Origin of the sequence: Sphaerotilus sulfidivorans (assembly GCF_013426975.1) — a bacterium.
In the GTDB taxonomy this organism is placed as follows: domain Bacteria; phylum Pseudomonadota; class Gammaproteobacteria; order Burkholderiales; family Burkholderiaceae_C; genus Sphaerotilus; species Sphaerotilus sulfidivorans.
Genome location: NZ_JACCPY010000006.1, coordinates 1 through 14233, shown reverse-complemented (window position 1 = coordinate 14233; position 14233 = coordinate 1). Strand labels below are relative to the sequence as shown.

At 70.9% G+C, this 14233-nt stretch carries 17 protein-coding genes; 6 read left to right on the top strand and 11 right to left on the bottom strand.

All coding sequences use genetic code 11. From position 1 onward, the window contains the following. The first annotated feature begins 93 nt into the window (after positions 1–93). Genes HZU84_RS05545 through bamC form a run of 5 tightly spaced genes read left to right on the top strand, consistent with a single transcriptional unit; the run spans position 94 to position 4207 of the window. The gene (locus HZU84_RS05545; RefSeq protein WP_244954472.1) at positions 94–1341 is read left to right on the top strand and encodes an MFS transporter; all 1248 of its coding nucleotides are present in this window, start codon (positions 94–96) and stop codon (positions 1339–1341) included. Between the two features lies 1 nt (position 1342). Beyond that, entirely contained in the window at positions 1343–1468 is a 126-nt protein-coding gene (locus HZU84_RS20475; protein WP_256365875.1) for a hypothetical protein, read from the top strand. A 32-nt stretch (positions 1469–1500) separates the two neighbouring features. Beyond that, a complete protein-coding gene (locus HZU84_RS05540; protein ID WP_149503427.1) occupies positions 1501–2118 on the top strand; it encodes a class I SAM-dependent methyltransferase in 618 nt (205 codons plus the stop codon). Continuing rightward, positions 2115–2996, top strand: coding sequence for a 4-hydroxy-tetrahydrodipicolinate synthase (dapA, locus tag HZU84_RS05535; RefSeq protein WP_149503426.1), 882 nt, complete (start codon positions 2115–2117; stop codon positions 2994–2996). The genes HZU84_RS05540 and dapA overlap by 4 nt, the downstream gene beginning before the upstream one ends. A gap of 23 nt (positions 2997–3019) precedes the next feature. Beyond that, positions 3020–4207: an outer membrane protein assembly factor BamC gene (bamC, locus tag HZU84_RS05530; RefSeq protein WP_149503425.1), complete on the top strand. Its 1188-nt coding sequence runs from the start codon at positions 3020–3022 to the stop codon at positions 4205–4207. Between the two features lie 115 nt (positions 4208–4322). On the opposite strand, the gene HZU84_RS05525 is transcribed toward bamC, so the two are convergent. Next, positions 4323–4568 (bottom strand): hypothetical protein, encoded by a 246-nt coding sequence (locus HZU84_RS05525; protein ID WP_149503424.1) that lies wholly within the window; start codon positions 4566–4568, stop codon positions 4323–4325. A gap of 314 nt (positions 4569–4882) precedes the next feature. Continuing rightward, complete coding sequence (locus HZU84_RS05520; protein ID WP_244954470.1) at positions 4883–6082, bottom strand: cupin domain-containing protein; 1200 nt, start codon at positions 6080–6082, stop codon at positions 4883–4885. Between the two features lie 66 nt (positions 6083–6148). Between HZU84_RS05520 and HZU84_RS05515 the strand changes: the two genes are divergently transcribed. Then, positions 6149–6673, top strand: coding sequence for an FKBP-type peptidyl-prolyl cis-trans isomerase (locus tag HZU84_RS05515; protein ID WP_149503423.1), 525 nt, complete (start codon positions 6149–6151; stop codon positions 6671–6673). Positions 6674–6681: 8 nt separating this feature from the next. On the opposite strand, the gene dut is transcribed toward HZU84_RS05515, so the two are convergent. From dut to HZU84_RS05470, 9 genes are all read right to left on the bottom strand, one after another. Then, positions 6682–7182 carry a dUTP diphosphatase gene (gene dut, locus HZU84_RS05510; protein ID WP_149503422.1) on the bottom strand — a complete coding sequence of 167 codons (501 nt, stop codon included), beginning with the start codon at positions 7180–7182 and terminating at the stop codon, positions 6682–6684. 20 nt (positions 7183–7202) lie between these two features. After that, complete coding sequence (locus HZU84_RS05505; RefSeq protein WP_149503421.1) at positions 7203–8183, bottom strand: NADPH:quinone oxidoreductase family protein; 981 nt, start codon at positions 8181–8183, stop codon at positions 7203–7205. A 64-nt stretch (positions 8184–8247) separates the two neighbouring features. After that, complete coding sequence (crcB, locus tag HZU84_RS05500) at positions 8248–8652, bottom strand: fluoride efflux transporter CrcB (protein WP_310734034.1); 405 nt, start codon at positions 8650–8652, stop codon at positions 8248–8250. After that, positions 8649–9173: a molybdenum cofactor biosynthesis protein MoaE gene (locus HZU84_RS05495; protein ID WP_149503420.1), complete on the bottom strand. Its 525-nt coding sequence runs from the start codon at positions 9171–9173 to the stop codon at positions 8649–8651. Before HZU84_RS05495 ends, crcB begins: the two co-directional genes overlap by 4 nt. 4 nt (positions 9174–9177) lie before the next feature. Continuing rightward, a complete protein-coding gene (locus HZU84_RS05490; protein WP_149503419.1) occupies positions 9178–9438 on the bottom strand; it encodes a MoaD/ThiS family protein in 261 nt (86 codons plus the stop codon). Between the two features lie 31 nt (positions 9439–9469). Further along, the gene (locus tag HZU84_RS05485; protein ID WP_149503418.1) at positions 9470–10768 is read right to left on the bottom strand and encodes a molybdopterin molybdotransferase MoeA; all 1299 of its coding nucleotides are present in this window, start codon (positions 10766–10768) and stop codon (positions 9470–9472) included. Further along, entirely contained in the window at positions 10728–11294 is a 567-nt protein-coding gene (gene mobB / locus HZU84_RS05480) for a molybdopterin-guanine dinucleotide biosynthesis protein B (protein ID WP_149503417.1), read from the bottom strand. Before mobB ends, HZU84_RS05485 begins: the two co-directional genes overlap by 41 nt. Before the next feature lie 20 nt (positions 11295–11314). Then, on the bottom strand, positions 11315–12733 hold the full coding sequence (gene thrC / locus HZU84_RS05475; RefSeq protein ID WP_149503416.1) for a threonine synthase: 1419 nt from the start codon (positions 12731–12733) through the stop codon (positions 11315–11317). 16 nt (positions 12734–12749) lie between these two features. Beyond that, positions 12750–14233: tetratricopeptide repeat protein (locus HZU84_RS05470; protein ID WP_180692808.1), on the bottom strand; the 1484-nt coding region annotated here is incomplete at its 5' end.

The window sequence follows — 14233 nt, the reverse complement described above, 5'->3', positions numbered from 1 at the left end:
GCGATTGTAGGCAGGTCGGCCGCCTGAGCCGACATTCGCGTCCGTCGTGGCGGCGACGGCCGGGGTTCGTGAATTTCGCTACAGTGTCCGGCCATGAGCACCCCAGCCTCCGCCTCGCCGCCCGCCCCGTCCGGCCCGCCCGCCCGACTGTCGATGCACCAGGTCCTGCTGTGCGGGGCGCTGGTGGTGACGCTGTCGATGGGCATCCGCCACGGCTTCGGCCTGTGGCTGGGTCCGATCACCCAGGAGCGAGGCTGGACCCGCGAGACCTTCGCCTTCGCGATGGCGGTGCAGAACCTGGCCTGGGGCCTGGCCGGGCCGGTGGCGGGCATGCTGGCCGACCGCTTCGGCGCCTTCCGGGTGCTGGCGGGCGGCGCGCTGCTCTACGCGCTCGGGCTGGTGCTGATGGCGCTGTCGCCCACCGGCGCGGCCTTCACCGCCAGTGCCGGACTGCTGATCGGCGTGGCGCAGTCGGGCACGACCTACGCGGTGGTCTACGGCATCATCGGCCGCCAGATCGACCCGGCGCGGCGCTCCTGGGCGATGGGCGTGGCAGCCGCCGCCGGCTCCTTCGGCCAGTTCCTGATGGTGCCGGTCGAGCAGTGGCTGATCGCCACCTTCGGCTGGCAGCAGGCGCTGATGCTGCTGGGCGGTGCGGCGCTGGTGATCGTGCCGCTGGCGCGCGGCCTGCGCGAGCCGGTCGCCGCGGGCGGCGCGGCGCGCGCGCAGCAGAGCATCGGCGCAGCCCTGCGCGAGGCCTTCGGCTACCGCAGCTTCCAGTGGCTGATGGCCGGCTACTTCGTCTGCGGCTTCCAGGTGGTCTTCATCGGCGTGCACATGCCCAGCTACCTGAAGGACCACGGCCTGGCCCCTGAGGTGGCCACCACCGCGCTGGCGCTGATCGGCCTGTTCAATGTCTTCGGCACCTATGCCGCGGGCGCGCTGGGCCAGCGCCTGGCCAAGCGCCACATCCTGTCGGCGATCTACCTGCTGCGCTCGGTGACCATCACGCTCTTCCTGGCCGCGCCGCTGACCCCCGCCAGCGTCTACCTGTTCTCGGCGGTGATGGGCGTGCTGTGGCTGTCGACGGTGCCGCCGACCAATGCGGTCATCGCGCAGATCTTCGGCGTGCAGTACCTGTCGATGCTGGGCGGCTTCGTCTTCCTGAGCCACCAGATCGGCTCCTTCCTCGGCGTGTGGCTGGGCGGACGGCTCTACGACGCCACTGGCAGCTACGACATCGTCTGGTGGATCTCGATCGCGCTGGGCCTGCTGGCCGCGCTGGCCAACCTGCCGGTGCGCGAGGGCCCGATCGCGCGCACGGCCGCGCAGCCGGCCTGACATGCGCGCGCCGCAGCGCTGGGCCGTGCGCCTGCTCGCCGCCGGCGTGCTGGCGCTGGTGTTCATGAGCTATCTTCGCCCGTCGATGATCGTCGAGCTCGGCAACCGTCTCTGGAGCTGCTTCTGAATTCGTCCGCACCCTTCCCGCCCGCACGGTCCATGCAGACCCCGCCAGCGCATGGCAGCGGCGCGCCCTCGTCCTGGATCACCCGCCACGCGCCGCTGATCGCCGGTCTGGCCGGCGGCGCGCGGGTGCTCGACCTGGCCTGCGGCGCCGGCCGCCACGCACGCTGGCTGGCCGCGCAGGGCGCGCAGGTCACCGCGGTCGACAGGGACCGCGCCGCACTGGCCACGCTGGCCGGTGCGGGCCTGCCCGGCATCACCCCGCTCGAGGTCGATCTGGAGCCGCCCGAAGGCACGCCCTGGCCACTGGCCGGCCAGCATTTCGACGCGGTCATCATCACCAACTATCTGTGGCGGCCGCGCCTGGACGAGGCGGTCGCGCTGCTGGCGCCCGGCGGCGTGCTGCTGCACGAGACCTTCGCCCAGGGCCACGCCCGCTTCGGCCGGCCGAGCCGGCCCGACTTCCTGCTGCACCCGGGCGAGCTGCTCGAGCTGGCGCGGCGCCACGACCTGACGGTGGTCGCCTACGAGGACGGCGTGCTGCCGGATCCGCCGCGACGGGTCCAGCGCATCGCTGCCCTGCGCAAGCCAGCGGAATTTCCCCCTCTTCCCGCCAGTTTAGAATTCACGGATCACAAGGACCTCAGCACATGAATCCGATCACAGGCAGCATCGTCGCCCTCGTCACCCCGATGCACGAGGACGGCAGCGTCGACTACCCCAGCCTGCGCCGGCTGATCGACTGGCACGTCGCCGAAGGCACGGCGTGCATCGGCGTCGTCGGCACGACCGGCGAATCGCCGACGGTGTCGGTCGAGGAGCACTGCGAGATCATCCGCGTCGCGGTCGAGCAGACCGCAGGCCGCGTGCCGGTGATGGCCGGCGCCGGCGGCAACTCCACCCGCGAGGCCATCGAGCTGGCGAAGTTCGCCAAGGCGGTCGGTGCCGACTGCACGCTCAGCGTCGTGCCCTACTACAACAAGCCCTCGCAGGAAGGCATGTACCAGCACTTCAAGGCCATCGCCGAGGCGGTGGACATCCCGATGATGCTGTACAACGTGCCCGGCCGCACGGTGGCGGACATGCTGCCCGAGACCTCGCTGCGCGCCGCGCAGCTGCCCGGCGTCATCGGCATCAAGGAGGCGACCGGCAACATCGAGCGCGCCGCCTGGCTGATCAAGCACGCCCCGCAGGGCTTCGGCGTCTACTCGGGCGATGACGGCACCGCGATCGCGCTGATGCTGCTGGGCGGCCGAGGCAATGTGAGCGTCACCGCCAACATCGCGCCGCGCCTGATGGCGCAGCTCTGCCACGCCGCCGTCGAGGGTGACGTGAAGACCGCGCGCGACATCCACTTCCGCCTGGCCACGCTGAACAAGCTGCTCTTCGCCGAGCCGAACCCGGTGCCGGTCAAGTGGGCGATGCAGCGCCTGGGCCTGTGCGGCGGCACGCTGCGCCTGCCGATGGTGCCGATGACCGACGCGCTGATGCCCGGCCTGGAAGCCGCGATGCGCGAAGCCGGCCTGCTCTGAGCCTCCGCCCTGTTTTCCCGAGGATGACGATGTCCCCGCTGTTCCTGCGTCCGGTCGCCCTCGGCACCGCGGCGTTCACGCTCGCGCTGGCCGGTTGCACCACGACGACCGACTCCTTCCTGTCGAGCCGCGTCGACTACCGCGCAGCCGCCGCCACGCCGGCGCCGACGCTGCAGGTGCCTCCCGACCTGACCCAGCTCTCCGGCGATCCGCGCTATCAGCCGCCGGTGGGCGGCAGCGTCAGCGCCACCGCGCTGCAGTCCGCAGCGGCCGAAGCCAGCGGCAAGCCGCAGGCCGGCGCGTCGTCGGCCACCGCGATCGCGCCGCAGTCCAGCGGCGACCTGCGCATCGAGCGCTCCGGCCAGCAGCGCTGGCTGGTCACCCGCCAGACGCCCGAGCAGCTCTGGCCGGTGCTGCGCCAGTTCTGGCAGGACAGCGGCTTCGCGCTGGCCAGCGATCTGCCACAGGCCGGCGTCATGGAGACCGACTGGGCCGAGAACCGCGCCAAGCTGCCCGACGATCTGATCAGCCGCACCGTCGGCAAGGTGCTCGACCGCCTGCGCGACACCGGCGAGCGCGACCGCTACCGCACCCGGGTCGAGCGCAACGGCGAATTCACCGAGATCTACATCAGCCACCGCGGCCTGGAGGAGATCGCCACCGGCCCGAAGGAGCGCACCGAGACGCTGCGCTGGGTCGCCCGGCCCAGCGATGCCGGCCTCGAGGCGGAAATGCTGGCACGGCTCATGGTGCGTCTGGGCACGGCTGACGAGAATGCGAAGCCCTCGGCCCAGGCCGTCGACAGCGCGCTGAAGACCGTCACCGCCGCACCGGCTGCGGCGCAGCGCGCCCGCCTGCTCGAAGGTCAGCCCGGCGCCGTACTGGAGATCGACGACAGCCTGGAGCGCAGCTGGCGCCGCGTCGGCCTGGCGCTGGATCGCAGCAGCTTCACCGTCGAGGAGCGCGATCGTGGCGCAGGCCTCTACACCCTGCGCTATGTCGATCCGAAGCTCGCCGGCAAGGAAGAGCCCAGCCTGCTGTCGCGCATGTTCGGCGCCCGCAAGGACGACCTCAGCGGCACCCGCTACCGCCTGCGCCTGAGCGGCAGCGGCGAACGCACCCAGGTGGTGGTGCTCGACGAACAGAGCCGCCCGGTGGCCGATGAGGGTGCACGCAGCATCGCGCAGCTGCTGGTTGGCGAACTGCGCTGACCCTGGGGGCTTCGGCCCTTTTCCTTTTACCCATGGATTCATGGGCCCATGAAAAAACCGCCCCAAGGGGCGGTTCTTTTTTCCGGAGCCGCACCATCCGGTGCGACATCAGGAATTACTTCGAGGCAGCGGCGTCGACAGCGGCCGAAGCGGCGTCCACGACGGCAGCAGCAGCAGCCGAAGCAGCGTCGGTGGCAGCCGAAGCGGCGGCGTCAGCAGCAGCCGAAGCGGCCTCGACGACCGGAGCGGCAGCCGAAGCAGCAGCGTCAACGGCCGGAGCGGCCGGGGCTTCTTCCTTCTTGCCGCAAGCGGCCAGGGCAGCGGCAGCGATCAGGGCGGCCATCAGGAGCGACTTGTTCATGCTTTTTACCTCAGTCAGAGAGACAGAAAATTACCGGTAATTTCGGCTCGTCGGACTTGCGGCAAACCTGCCGCGGTCTTCACGCGCCATCTGGGAAACAGAAAGCTCGAGCATTCCTGCAACCAGCCTTCCATTATACAACATCAAACCTCGTGCTTCGCTGACGCGGGGCCCGCCGGAACTCATGCCGGGGGCACCATCATGTTGCAGCACAGCACCGTTATCGTAACGCCTGGGGCGAAAAAGCCGTTGACAGCCACCCGGCCTGTTTCAATTACGCCACGATCGGGGAGCGCACGCCTGCCATCTCCGAGTCATTCCAGCGGATGAATCCAGCCATCGTCGCACCACTGCTCGAGCAGTGCGCGCAGCTCCGGGCTGGCGGCGGCGACTGCGGCAGCATCGAGATGGCGTGCGTCGGCCAGCCGGCGCAGCACCTCGGCGTCCTCGTCGGCCGCGTGCCAGGAGTCGCCGTTCATGAAGACATGCGCGTCGTCGTAGAGCATGATGCTGCGCGCGTCGAGCCGCACGCCGCCGTCTTCGGGCAGCGGATCCTGCGCGATCTCGAAGCTGACGTTCGCCTTCGGCTCGCTCAGGTATTCGCCCAGCGCGCGCGCCAGTGCGCCCGGCTCGTCGAGAACCCGGCGCAGCGCCGTCTCGGTGAACTGCAGCAGGTCCGTCGGGATGCGTCCCGGCGTGGTGGTGGCGGGCTGCTGCGGATCCAGGTAGACGACCGGGCGGGTGCCGGCATCCGCTTCATCCTCGATCGCGTCGGCCACCCGCAGCAGCGTCTCGCGCGCCAGCTCGCTGCGGTGCGGCGAGCGGAAGCCCACCGAGCAGGTCATGCACTCGCCGCCGACCGCATCGCCGTCATGCGCCCAGCCCGGGGGCAGATAGAGCATGTCGCCGGGCTCGAGCACCCATTCCTGCTCGGGCGCGAAGTTCTCGATGATCTTGACCGGCAGGCCCTCGCGCAGCGTCGCGTCCGGCATGCGGCCGATGCGCCAGCGCCGCCGCCCGGCCACCTGGATCAGGAAGACGTCGTAGGAGTCGAAATGCGGGCCGACGCCGCCACCCTCGGCCGCCCAGGAGATCATCAGGTCGTCCAGGCGCGCCTGCGGCACGAAGCGAAAGCGCGTCAGCATTTCCTGCGCTGCCGGCACATGCAGGTCCAGCCCCTGCACCAGCACCGTCCAGTCGCGCTGCTTCAGCGGCGGCAGGCTGCGCCGGCCCAGCGGACCGCGCACCAGCGCCCAGTCGGCATCGTCGCCCTGGCCGTGGCGCACCACCAGACGCGACTCGACCTCGTCGCTCTCGGCCAGACGGAACAGATCGGCGCGGCTGATCGGCGGCTGCACGCCCGGCAGCGCCTGACGCACCAGCAGCGGCTGACGCTGCCAGTGAGTGCGCATGAAGTCGGCCGCGCTCAGGCCGCCGAGCAGCGCGACGGGCTGGTCGATCGGAGCGACCGCGGGATCGGGATGGCGGGAGGCGGAAACAGGATTCGTGTTCATCCGCGCATTGTGCCGGTGCGTGACGAACGCACGCCTTGAGCGGATCGGCATGCGATGATTGCGCCCATGCAGATCCAAGCCCCCTGCGTCGTCAGCCTGAGCTGGCGACTCGAAGATGCCCATGGCCAGCTCATCGACGACCTGGCCGAACCGCTCGAATTCCTCGTCGGCGGCGACGACCTTTTTCCGAAGGTCGAGGAAGCCCTGGCCGGCCAGGGCGAAGGCCACGAGATGACGCTGCATCTCGAGCCCGAACACGCCTTCGGCGACTATGACGCGCAGCTGGTGTTCTTCGAGGAACGCGCGATCTTCCCGGAGCATGTCGAGGTCGGCATGCGCTTCGAGGGACCGCCGCCCGGCAGCACCACGCCGGACCTGCCCGCCGACGTGATCTATTCGGTCACCGAGGTCTACGACACCCATGTGGTGCTCGACGGCAACCATCCGCTGGCCGGCATCGCGCTGGTGCTGCAGATCAAGGTGCACGCGGTGCGCGAGGCCAGCGCCGAGGAGATCGAGAACGGCGGCGTCGGCGGCGAGAGCGCGGTCAGCCTGACCGATCTGGCCCCGCCCGGCGCCACGCTGCACTGAGGTCGTGCTCAGCCCTTGGCGGCCACGCCGGTCGAGCCGAAGCCGCCCTGGCCGCGGGCGCTGTCGCCGCTGAACTCGGCCACCACCTTCAGGCGCGGGCGCACCACCGGCACGAACAGCAGCTGCGCGATGCGGTCGCCCGGCTCGATGACGATGGCCTCGCCGGCCGGATTGCGGTTCCAGACGCTCACATAGATCTGGGCCATGTAGTCGGCGTCGATGATGCCGGTGCCGTTGCCCAGCACCAGGCCCTTCTTGTGGCCCAGGCCCGAGCGCGCCACGATCATCGCGAAGAAGGCGTCGGAGTCCATGTGCATCGCCAGGCCGGTCGGCACCAGCTGCGCGGCGGCCTGCGGCTCGATGCGCAGCGGCGCATCCAGACAGGCGATCAGGTCGATGCCGGCGGCCAGATCGGTCTGGTAGCGCGGCAGGCCCCAGGCGTGCAGGCGCTCGTCGAGGATGCGGACCTCGATCTCGGGGGCGAAGGTGTGGGCGGAGGAAGCATTCATCCGGCGGATTATCGCCGGGCTCATTGCTGCGGCCGGACCACCACCTTGCCGAGCACCTGGCGCGCGGCCATGCGCGCGATTGCATCGCGGGCACCTTCCAGCCCGACCCGCTCGCTGATCACCGGCCGGATGCGCCCCTCGGCAAACCAGGTGGCCAGCTGCTGCATGTTCGCCAGATGGGCGGCCGGATCGCGCCGTACCGCCTCGCCCCAGAACACGCCCAGGATCGCCCGCTCCTTGAGCAGCGCCAGGTTGAGCGGCACTTTCGGAATCGTGCCCGCAGCGAAGCCCACCACCAGATAGCGGCCGCGCCACGCCGTCGCGCGCAGGGCATGCTCCGTGTAGTCGCCGCCGACCGGGTCGTACACCATCTGCACGCCCTGCCCGCCCGTCAGCGTGTCCAGGCGCTGGCGAAGGTTCTCGGTGAAGTAGTTGATGCATTCGTCCGCACCGACGGTGCGGCACAGGTCGAGCTTGTGCTGGCTCGATGCAGCGGCGATGACCCTGGCGCCGATCTGCCTGGCGATCTCGATGGCGGCCAGGCCCACGCCACCCGCAGCCCCCAGCACCAGCAGCGTCTCACCCGCCTGCAGCCGGCCCACGTCCTTGAGCGCATGCAGCGAGGTGCCGTAGGTCAGCACCAGTGCGGCGCCGGTGTCCATGTCCATGCCGTCGGGCAGGGGCATGAGCTGCAGGGCCGACACCACCGCCTGCTCGGCGAAGGCCCCGTGGCCGCAGAAGCCGATGACCCGCTGACCGGGCTGAACATGGCGCACGCCCTCGCCCACCGCCTCCACCACGCCGGCCAGCTCCGCCCCCGGCGAGAACGGCAGCACCGGCTTGACCTGATACAGGCCCTGCACGATCAGCGCATCGGGAAAGTTCACCGCCGCCGCCTCGACCCGGATGCGCACCTCGCCGGGGCCCGGCTCGGGCACAGGCACGTCACGCACCTGCAGTTGATCGATCGGACCGTAGGCATCGCAGATCAGGGCGCGCATGGGCAAGGCTCCGGGGGTAGACAAGGCCTGAAGTCTGCGGGTCGACCATCGGCCGGCTTGACTCCTAGGCGACAGGCCCGCCCAGCATGGCCTGCCCCAGCCACCAGCCCAGCGCCACCGCCGCCAGCGCGCCCAGCAGGTGCGCCGCGCTGTGCGCCAGCGCCAGCGGCACCTGCCCCGCCTGCAGCAGCAGCAGGGACTCGCCCGAGAAGGACGAGAAGGTGGTCAGGCCACCCAGGAAGCCGGTGACGATCAACAGCCGGCTGTTAGTAGCTTCTGGATGAAGACGAAACCAGACCAGGGCCAGGCCGATCAGGAAGCCGCCGACCAGGTTGACCAGGAGCGTGCCCAGCGGAAAGCCGGCGACGACGAAGCCGAGCCGCAGCGAGGCCTGCCAGCGCAGGATCGCGCCCAGCGCAGCACCGAGCGCGACCGCGCCGGCCTGGAGCGCGACCGCGGCCAGGCTCACGGCGCGGGCACCGAGGCGTTCGTGCTGGCGATGCCCCAGCGCGCCAGCGCCCGCTCGTCGCTGACGCGCGCGTCGACCCAGCGAGCACCCTCGGGCGTCGTCTCCTTCTTCCAGAACGGCGCCTCGGACTTGAGCCAGTCCATCAGGAACTCGCAGGCCTGGAAGGATTCGCCGCGGTGCATCGAGCTGACCGCCACCAGCACGATCTGGTCGCCGATGGCCAGCGGGCCGACGCGGTGCACCACCCGCGCGGCGCGGATGTCGAAGCGGCGCAGCGCCTCGTCGATCATCGCCTCGATGGCGCGCTCGGTCATGCCGGGATAGTGCTCGAGCTCCATCGCGCTGATCAAGGCGCTGTCCGGGTCGGGCTGGCCGGCGTGGCGGTCGCGCACCGTGCCGATGAAGGTGGTGACCGCGCCGACCGCGCCGTCGCCGGCCCGCAGCGCGGCGACCTCGGCGGAGAGGTCGAAGTCCTCCGTCTGGATGGAGACGCGCGGGCGCGCGGGCGTCGTCGAGCTCATCGCCTCAGCCTCCGGTGACCGGCGGGAAGAAGGCCACCTCGGCGCCGTCGGCGATCTCGGCGGTCTCGGCGCACATGGTCTGGTTCAGCGCGGCGCGCAGGGCGCGGCCGCGCGCCAGCACCTCGGCATGCGCGCCGCCACGCGCGATCAGCTGCTCGCGCAGCGCGCCGACCGTCAGCGCCGGCGCGCCCGGCTCGAGTGCCAGCGTCTCGCCGGCGCCCAGGGCCTCGCGCAGCGAGGCGAAATAGCGGATCTGGATCGTCATCGTTCTTGTCTCCGGGATCGGTCGGTCCGGCTCAGTTCAGCGCGGCCAGCGGGATGAAGCGCACCGTCTCGCCCGCCGTGATCGCCTGGCCGGCGGCGATGTCGACCAGGCCCTCGGCCCAGACCGCCGAGGTCAGCACGCCCGAGCTCTGGTTCGGGAACAGCAGCACGCGGCCGTCGTCGCCCACGCGGGCGCGCACGAACTCGCGCCGGCGGTCGGGCCGGGGCCAGTCGAAGCCGGCGGGCAGCGGCAGCGCCGGCAGGCGCGTGGCCTGGGCGGCGGGCACGCCCTGCAGCGCCAGCAGCAGCGGGCGCACCGTCAGCAGGAAGGTCACGAAGACCGACACCGGATTGCCGGGCAGGCCGATGAAGGCGGCCTCGCCGGCGCCTTCGGGGCGGCGCACCGCACCGAAGGCCAGCGGCTTGCCCGGCTTCATCGCCACCTGCCACAGCGACAGGCGGCCCTCGGCCTCGACCGCGGGCTTGAGGTGATCCTCCTCGCCGGCGGAGACGCCGCCGGAGGTGACGATCAGGTCATGGCCGGCCGCCGCCTCGCGCAGCGCCGCGCGGGTGGCCTCGCGACGGTCGGGCACGATGCCGAGGTCGTCGACCTCGCAGCCCAGCGCCTGCAGCAGGCCGCGCAGCGTGTAGCGGTTGGAGTTGTAGATCGCGCCCGGGCGCATCGCCTCAGGGGCGACCTCGCCCGGCATCACCAGCTCGTCGCCGGTCGAGAAGACCGCCACGCGGGGCCGGCGTGCCACCGCCAGCGTGGCGGCGCCCACCGAGGCGGCCAGGCCCAGCGCCGCCGGCGTCAGCCGGGTGCCGGCGGCCAGCACCACCGCGCCGCGCGCGACATCCTCGGCGCGACGGCGCACCCACTGGCCCGGCGCCGGCACCTGGTTCACGCGCACCGTGCCGTCGGGCAGCGCCTCGCAGACCTCCTGCATCACCACCGCATCGGCGCCTGCCGGCACCTGCGCGCCGGTGAAGATGCGCGCGGCGGTGCCGGGCTGCAGCGGCTCGCCGACCACGCCGGCCGGGATGCGCTGCGACACCGGCAGCACCGCGCCCTCGCGCGGCACGTCGGCGGCGCGCATCGCGTAGCCGTCCATCGAGGTGTTGTCGGCCGGCGGCACGTCCAGCAGCGAGACGACATCGGCGGCCAGCACGCGGCCGAGCGCCTCGGCGGTCGGCACGGTCTCGGGCGCGGCGGCGCAGACCGGCGCCAGGTCCGCCAGCAGGGCCGCGAGCGCCTCGTCGAGACTGCGCAGCGCGGCGCGGCGCGGCGCCTCAGCGGGAACCGAAGTCGGGAACGGGGGCGTGGTACTCATAGCGGGAAGGATCGCTGCGAAGGAAATCGGCCAGCGCCCCGGCCTCGGCCTCGTCGAGGTCGAAGCGCGGCAGGCCGCAGGCATGGGGCAGCGCGTCGGCGGCAGGCACCGCCAGCGCGACGACGAACGGGTCGTCCGGATACAGCGGCCGCGCGCCATGCGCGGCGCGCCAGACCTCGATCTTGGGCAGGTCGGCGTGCTTGAAGCCCTCGACCAGCACCCAGTGCTCCAGGCCGAGCGCCGAGAGGTCGCTCAGCTCGGCCAGCATCTGGTGCACCGAGAGCTCGGCCTCGGTCTCGAACTCGCGCATCAGCGCCAGCCGGTGGCCGTTGGCGACCAGCACCTCGAAGGCGCCGGCCTCGCGGTGGCGGAAGCTGTCCTTGCCGGGACGGTCGATGTCGAAGCGCTTGTGCGCATGCTTGACGACCGAGACGCGGCAGCCGCGCGCCTTCAGCGCACGGATGAGCTTCTCGGCCAGCGTGGTCTTGCCGGAGTTCGAGCTCCCGCACAGTCCGATGACCTGCATCGCGGGCCGGGCCTTGCCGCTCAGAGCGGCACGTGGTCGCGGATGTACTGCTTGACGACCTGCGTGTCGGCCGGCACCACCTGGAAGCGCTTCGGACGCGACTCCAGATCGGCCAGCGCGGCCGGACGCGGCGCCTTGACCTCCGAGCCCAGCGCCTCGGCGATCGTGCCTTCGAACTTGGCCGGCAGCGCGGTCTCCAGCACGATCATCGGCACGCCGTCCTCGCACAGCTCGCGCGCGACCTTCACGCCGTCGGCGGTGTGGGTGTCGATCAGCACGCCCTGGCCTTCAAAGGTGGCGCGGATCGTCGCCAGGCGGTCGGCATGGGTCGAGCGGCCGGCCTGGAAGCCGTAGCCGGCCACGCGCGCGAATTCCTCGGCGGTCAGCGTGAAGGCGCCCTCGCCGACGATCGCGTCATGGAACAGCGCCTTGGTGCGCGCGCCGTCGCGGCCGACCAGATCGCAGATGAAGCGCTCGAAGTTCGAGGCCTTCGAGATGTCCATCGACGGGCTCGAGGTCTCGTAGGTCTCGCTGCTGGCGCGCACGCGGTAGGTGCCGGTGCGGAAGAACTCCTCCAGCACGTTGTTCTCGTTGGTGGCGACGACCAGGTGCTTGACCGGCAGGCCCATCTGCCGCGCGACATGGCCGGCGCAGACATTGCCGAAGTTGCCCGACGGCACGGTGAAGCTGACCTGCTCGTCATTGCTCTTCGTCGCCTGGAAGTAGCCGGCGAAGTAGTAGACGACCTGGGCCAGCAGGCGCGCCCAGTTGATCGAGTTGACGGTGCCGATGCGGTAGGCGCGCTTGAACTCGAGGTCGTTGGAGACCGCCTTGACGATGTCCTGCGCGTCGTCGAACACGCCCTCGACCGCCAGGTTGTGGATGTTCTCGTCCTGCAGGCTGAACATCTGCGCCTGCTGGAACGGGCTCATGCGGCCGTGCGGGCTCAGCATGAACACGCGCACGCCCTTCTTGCCGCGCATCGCGTACTCGGCCGCGCTGCCGGTGTCGCCCGAGGTGGCGCCGAGGATGTTGAGCTGCTCGCCGCGGCGGCCCAGCTCGTACTCGAACAGGTTGCCCAGCAGCTGCATCGCCATGTCCTTGAAGGCGAGCGTCGGGCCGTTGGACAGGCCCTCCAGGCACAGGCCCGGTTCCAGCGCGGTGAGCGGCGTGATCGCGGCGGTGCCGAAGACCTCGGCCGTGTAGGTCCTGTCGACCAGCGCCTTCAGGTCCAGCGGCGGGATGTCGTCGATGTAGAGCGACAGGATCTCGAAGGCCAGTTCGGCATACGACAGGCCGCGCCAGCGCGCCAGCTTGGCCGCGTCGATCACGGGGTAGCTGACCGGCAGGTACAGGCCGCCATCGGGCGCCAGGCCCTCCAGCAGGATCTCGCAGAAACGGCGGGGGGTCTGGTCGCCTCGGGTGCTGATGTATTTCATGGGTACGCTGGATTCTTCAAACCGACCCCGGATTGTCGCCCAGCGGCCGGTCGGATTCGAAAAGTCGCCTCGCCGCCTCCAGCCGCTGGCGGTACCGCGACTGGGCCAGCGGGTCCGGACACCCATCGACCAGCCGCTGCCGCCACGCCAATGCTTCGTCTCGCAAGACAACGCGTTGCTGCCGATTCGGCTCGACCCCGGCCAGCCGCTCCAGCGAGACGGCCAGGTCATCCAGCACCTGCGGACTGTCTCCCAGCGCCTCGCGCAGCTGCCGCCTCAGCCCCAGGCTCTCCCGGTACGCCTCCAGCGCCTGCGCACCTTGCACCGCCTCGCGCTGCGCATCGCCCAGCCTGTCCAGCGAGATCGATAGATCCCTCAGCACCTGCGGACTGTCTCCCAGCGCCTCGCGCAGCTGCCGCATCAGCCCCAGACTCTCTCGGCACGCCTCCAGCGCCTGTCCGCCTTGCCCCACCTCGCGCTGCGCATCGCCCAGCTTGCTGATCACGACCGACAGATCCCTCAGCACCTGCGGGCTGTCTCCCAGCGCCTCGCGCAACTGCCGCCTCAGCCCCAGGCTCTCCCGGTACGCCTCCAGCGCCTGTCCGCCTTGCCCCGCCTCAAGCTGCGCATCTCCCAGCTTTTCCAGCGAGATCGACAAATCCCTCAGCACCTGCGGGCTGTCTCCCAGCGCCTCGCGCAACTGCCGCCTCAGCCCCAGGCTCTCCCGGTACGCCTCCAGCGCCTGCGCACCTTGCACCGCCTCGCGCTGCGCATCGCCCAGCCTGTCCAGCGAGATCGATAGATCCCTCAGCACCTGCGGGCTGTCTCCCAGCGCCTCGCGCAACTGCCGCCTCAGCCCCAGGCTCTCCCGGTACGCCTCCAGCGCCTGTGCACCTTGCCCCGCCGCAAGCTGCGCATCTCCCAGCCTGTCCAGCGAGATCGACAGATCCCTCAGCACCTGCGGGCTGTCTCCCAGCGCCTCTCGCAACTGCTGCCTCAGGCCCAGGCTCTCCCGGTACGCCTCCAGCGCCTGTCCGCCTTGCCCCGCCTCGCGCTGCGCATCTCCCAGCCTGTCCAGCGAGATCGACAGATCCCTCAGCACCTGCGGGCTGTCTCCCAGCACCTCTCGCAACTGCTGCCTCAGGCCCAGGCTCTCCCGGTACGCCTCCAGCGCCTGTCCGCCTTGCCCTGCCTTGCGCTGCGCATCTCCCAGCTTGTCCAGCGAGATCGACAGATCCCTCAGCACCTGCGGGCTGTCTCCCAGCACCTCTCGCAACTGCTGCCTCAGGCCCAGGCTCTCCCGGTACGCTTCCAGCGCCTGTGCATCTTGCCCCGCCTCGCGCTGCGCATCTCCCAGTTTGTTGAGCGAGACTGACAGATCCCTCAGCACCTGCGGGCTGTCTCCCAGCACCTCTCGCAACTGCTGCCTCAGGCCCAGGCTCTCCCGGTACGCCTCCAGCGCCTGTCCGCCTTGCCCTGCCTTGCGCTGCGCATCTCCCA

Excerpts from the sequence above, each read along its gene's own strand:
- HZU84_RS05545 (WP_244954472.1), top strand. The coding sequence starts at position 94 with ATGAGCACCCCAGCCTCCGCCTCGCCGCCCGCCCCGTCCGGCCCGCCC.
- HZU84_RS20475 (WP_256365875.1), top strand. The coding sequence starts at position 1,343 with ATGCGCGCGCCGCAGCGCTGGGCCGTGCGCCTGCTCGCCGCCGGCGTG.
- HZU84_RS05540 (WP_149503427.1), top strand. The coding sequence starts at position 1,501 with ATGCAGACCCCGCCAGCGCATGGCAGCGGCGCGCCCTCGTCCTGGATC.
- dapA (WP_149503426.1), top strand. The coding sequence starts at position 2,115 with ATGAATCCGATCACAGGCAGCATCGTCGCCCTCGTCACCCCGATGCAC.
- bamC (WP_149503425.1), top strand. The coding sequence starts at position 3,020 with ATGACGATGTCCCCGCTGTTCCTGCGTCCGGTCGCCCTCGGCACCGCG.
- HZU84_RS05525 (WP_149503424.1), bottom strand. The coding sequence starts at position 4,568 with ATGAACAAGTCGCTCCTGATGGCCGCCCTGATCGCTGCCGCTGCCCTG.
- HZU84_RS05520 (WP_244954470.1), bottom strand. The coding sequence starts at position 6,082 with ATGAACACGAATCCTGTTTCCGCCTCCCGCCATCCCGATCCCGCGGTC.
- HZU84_RS05515 (WP_149503423.1), top strand. The coding sequence starts at position 6,149 with ATGCAGATCCAAGCCCCCTGCGTCGTCAGCCTGAGCTGGCGACTCGAA.
- dut (WP_149503422.1), bottom strand. The coding sequence starts at position 7,182 with ATGAATGCTTCCTCCGCCCACACCTTCGCCCCCGAGATCGAGGTCCGC.
- HZU84_RS05505 (WP_149503421.1), bottom strand. The coding sequence starts at position 8,183 with ATGCGCGCCCTGATCTGCGATGCCTACGGTCCGATCGATCAACTGCAG.
- HZU84_RS05495 (WP_149503420.1), bottom strand. The coding sequence starts at position 9,173 with ATGAGCTCGACGACGCCCGCGCGCCCGCGCGTCTCCATCCAGACGGAG.
- HZU84_RS05490 (WP_149503419.1), bottom strand. The coding sequence starts at position 9,438 with ATGACGATCCAGATCCGCTATTTCGCCTCGCTGCGCGAGGCCCTGGGC.
- HZU84_RS05485 (WP_149503418.1), bottom strand. The coding sequence starts at position 10,768 with ATGAGTACCACGCCCCCGTTCCCGACTTCGGTTCCCGCTGAGGCGCCG.
- mobB (WP_149503417.1), bottom strand. The coding sequence starts at position 11,294 with ATGCAGGTCATCGGACTGTGCGGGAGCTCGAACTCCGGCAAGACCACG.
- thrC (WP_149503416.1), bottom strand. The coding sequence starts at position 12,733 with ATGAAATACATCAGCACCCGAGGCGACCAGACCCCCCGCCGTTTCTGC.